1 protein-coding gene is annotated in these 274 nt (G+C 66.8%); it reads left to right on the top strand.

Annotated elements, in window-relative coordinates:
* Window positions 1-15 precede the first annotated feature (15 nt).
* Window positions 16-274: VOC family protein (locus tag QWJ41_RS21290; RefSeq protein WP_369292745.1), on the top strand; the 259-nt coding region annotated here is incomplete at its 3' end.

Below are 274 nucleotides of genomic sequence, written 5' to 3'. Positions count from 1 at the left end.
GCCAAGCCCGCCGTCGTGGACGCCAAGGGCCGGCTGGCCTACACGCACAATGGCGCGCGTTTCATGGTGACCAAACCCATCGACGGCAAGCCGGCCGCGTGTGCGAACGGCGGCACGATCGGTTTCACGATGAGCGATGCCAAACAGGCCGACGCATGGCACGCAGCCGGGGTTGCGAATGGCGGCACGTCGATCGAAGACCCGCCAGGTGTGCGGCAGGGCGCCGCCGGTCAGGTTTATCTCGCGTACCTGCGAGATCCCGATGGCAACAAGC

The sequence above is a fragment of the Nocardioides cremeus genome, from assembly GCF_030518195.1.
GTDB classification, from domain to species: domain Bacteria; phylum Actinomycetota; class Actinomycetes; order Propionibacteriales; family Nocardioidaceae; genus Nocardioides; species Nocardioides cremeus.
This window is presented reverse-complemented; position numbering and strand designations above follow the sequence as displayed.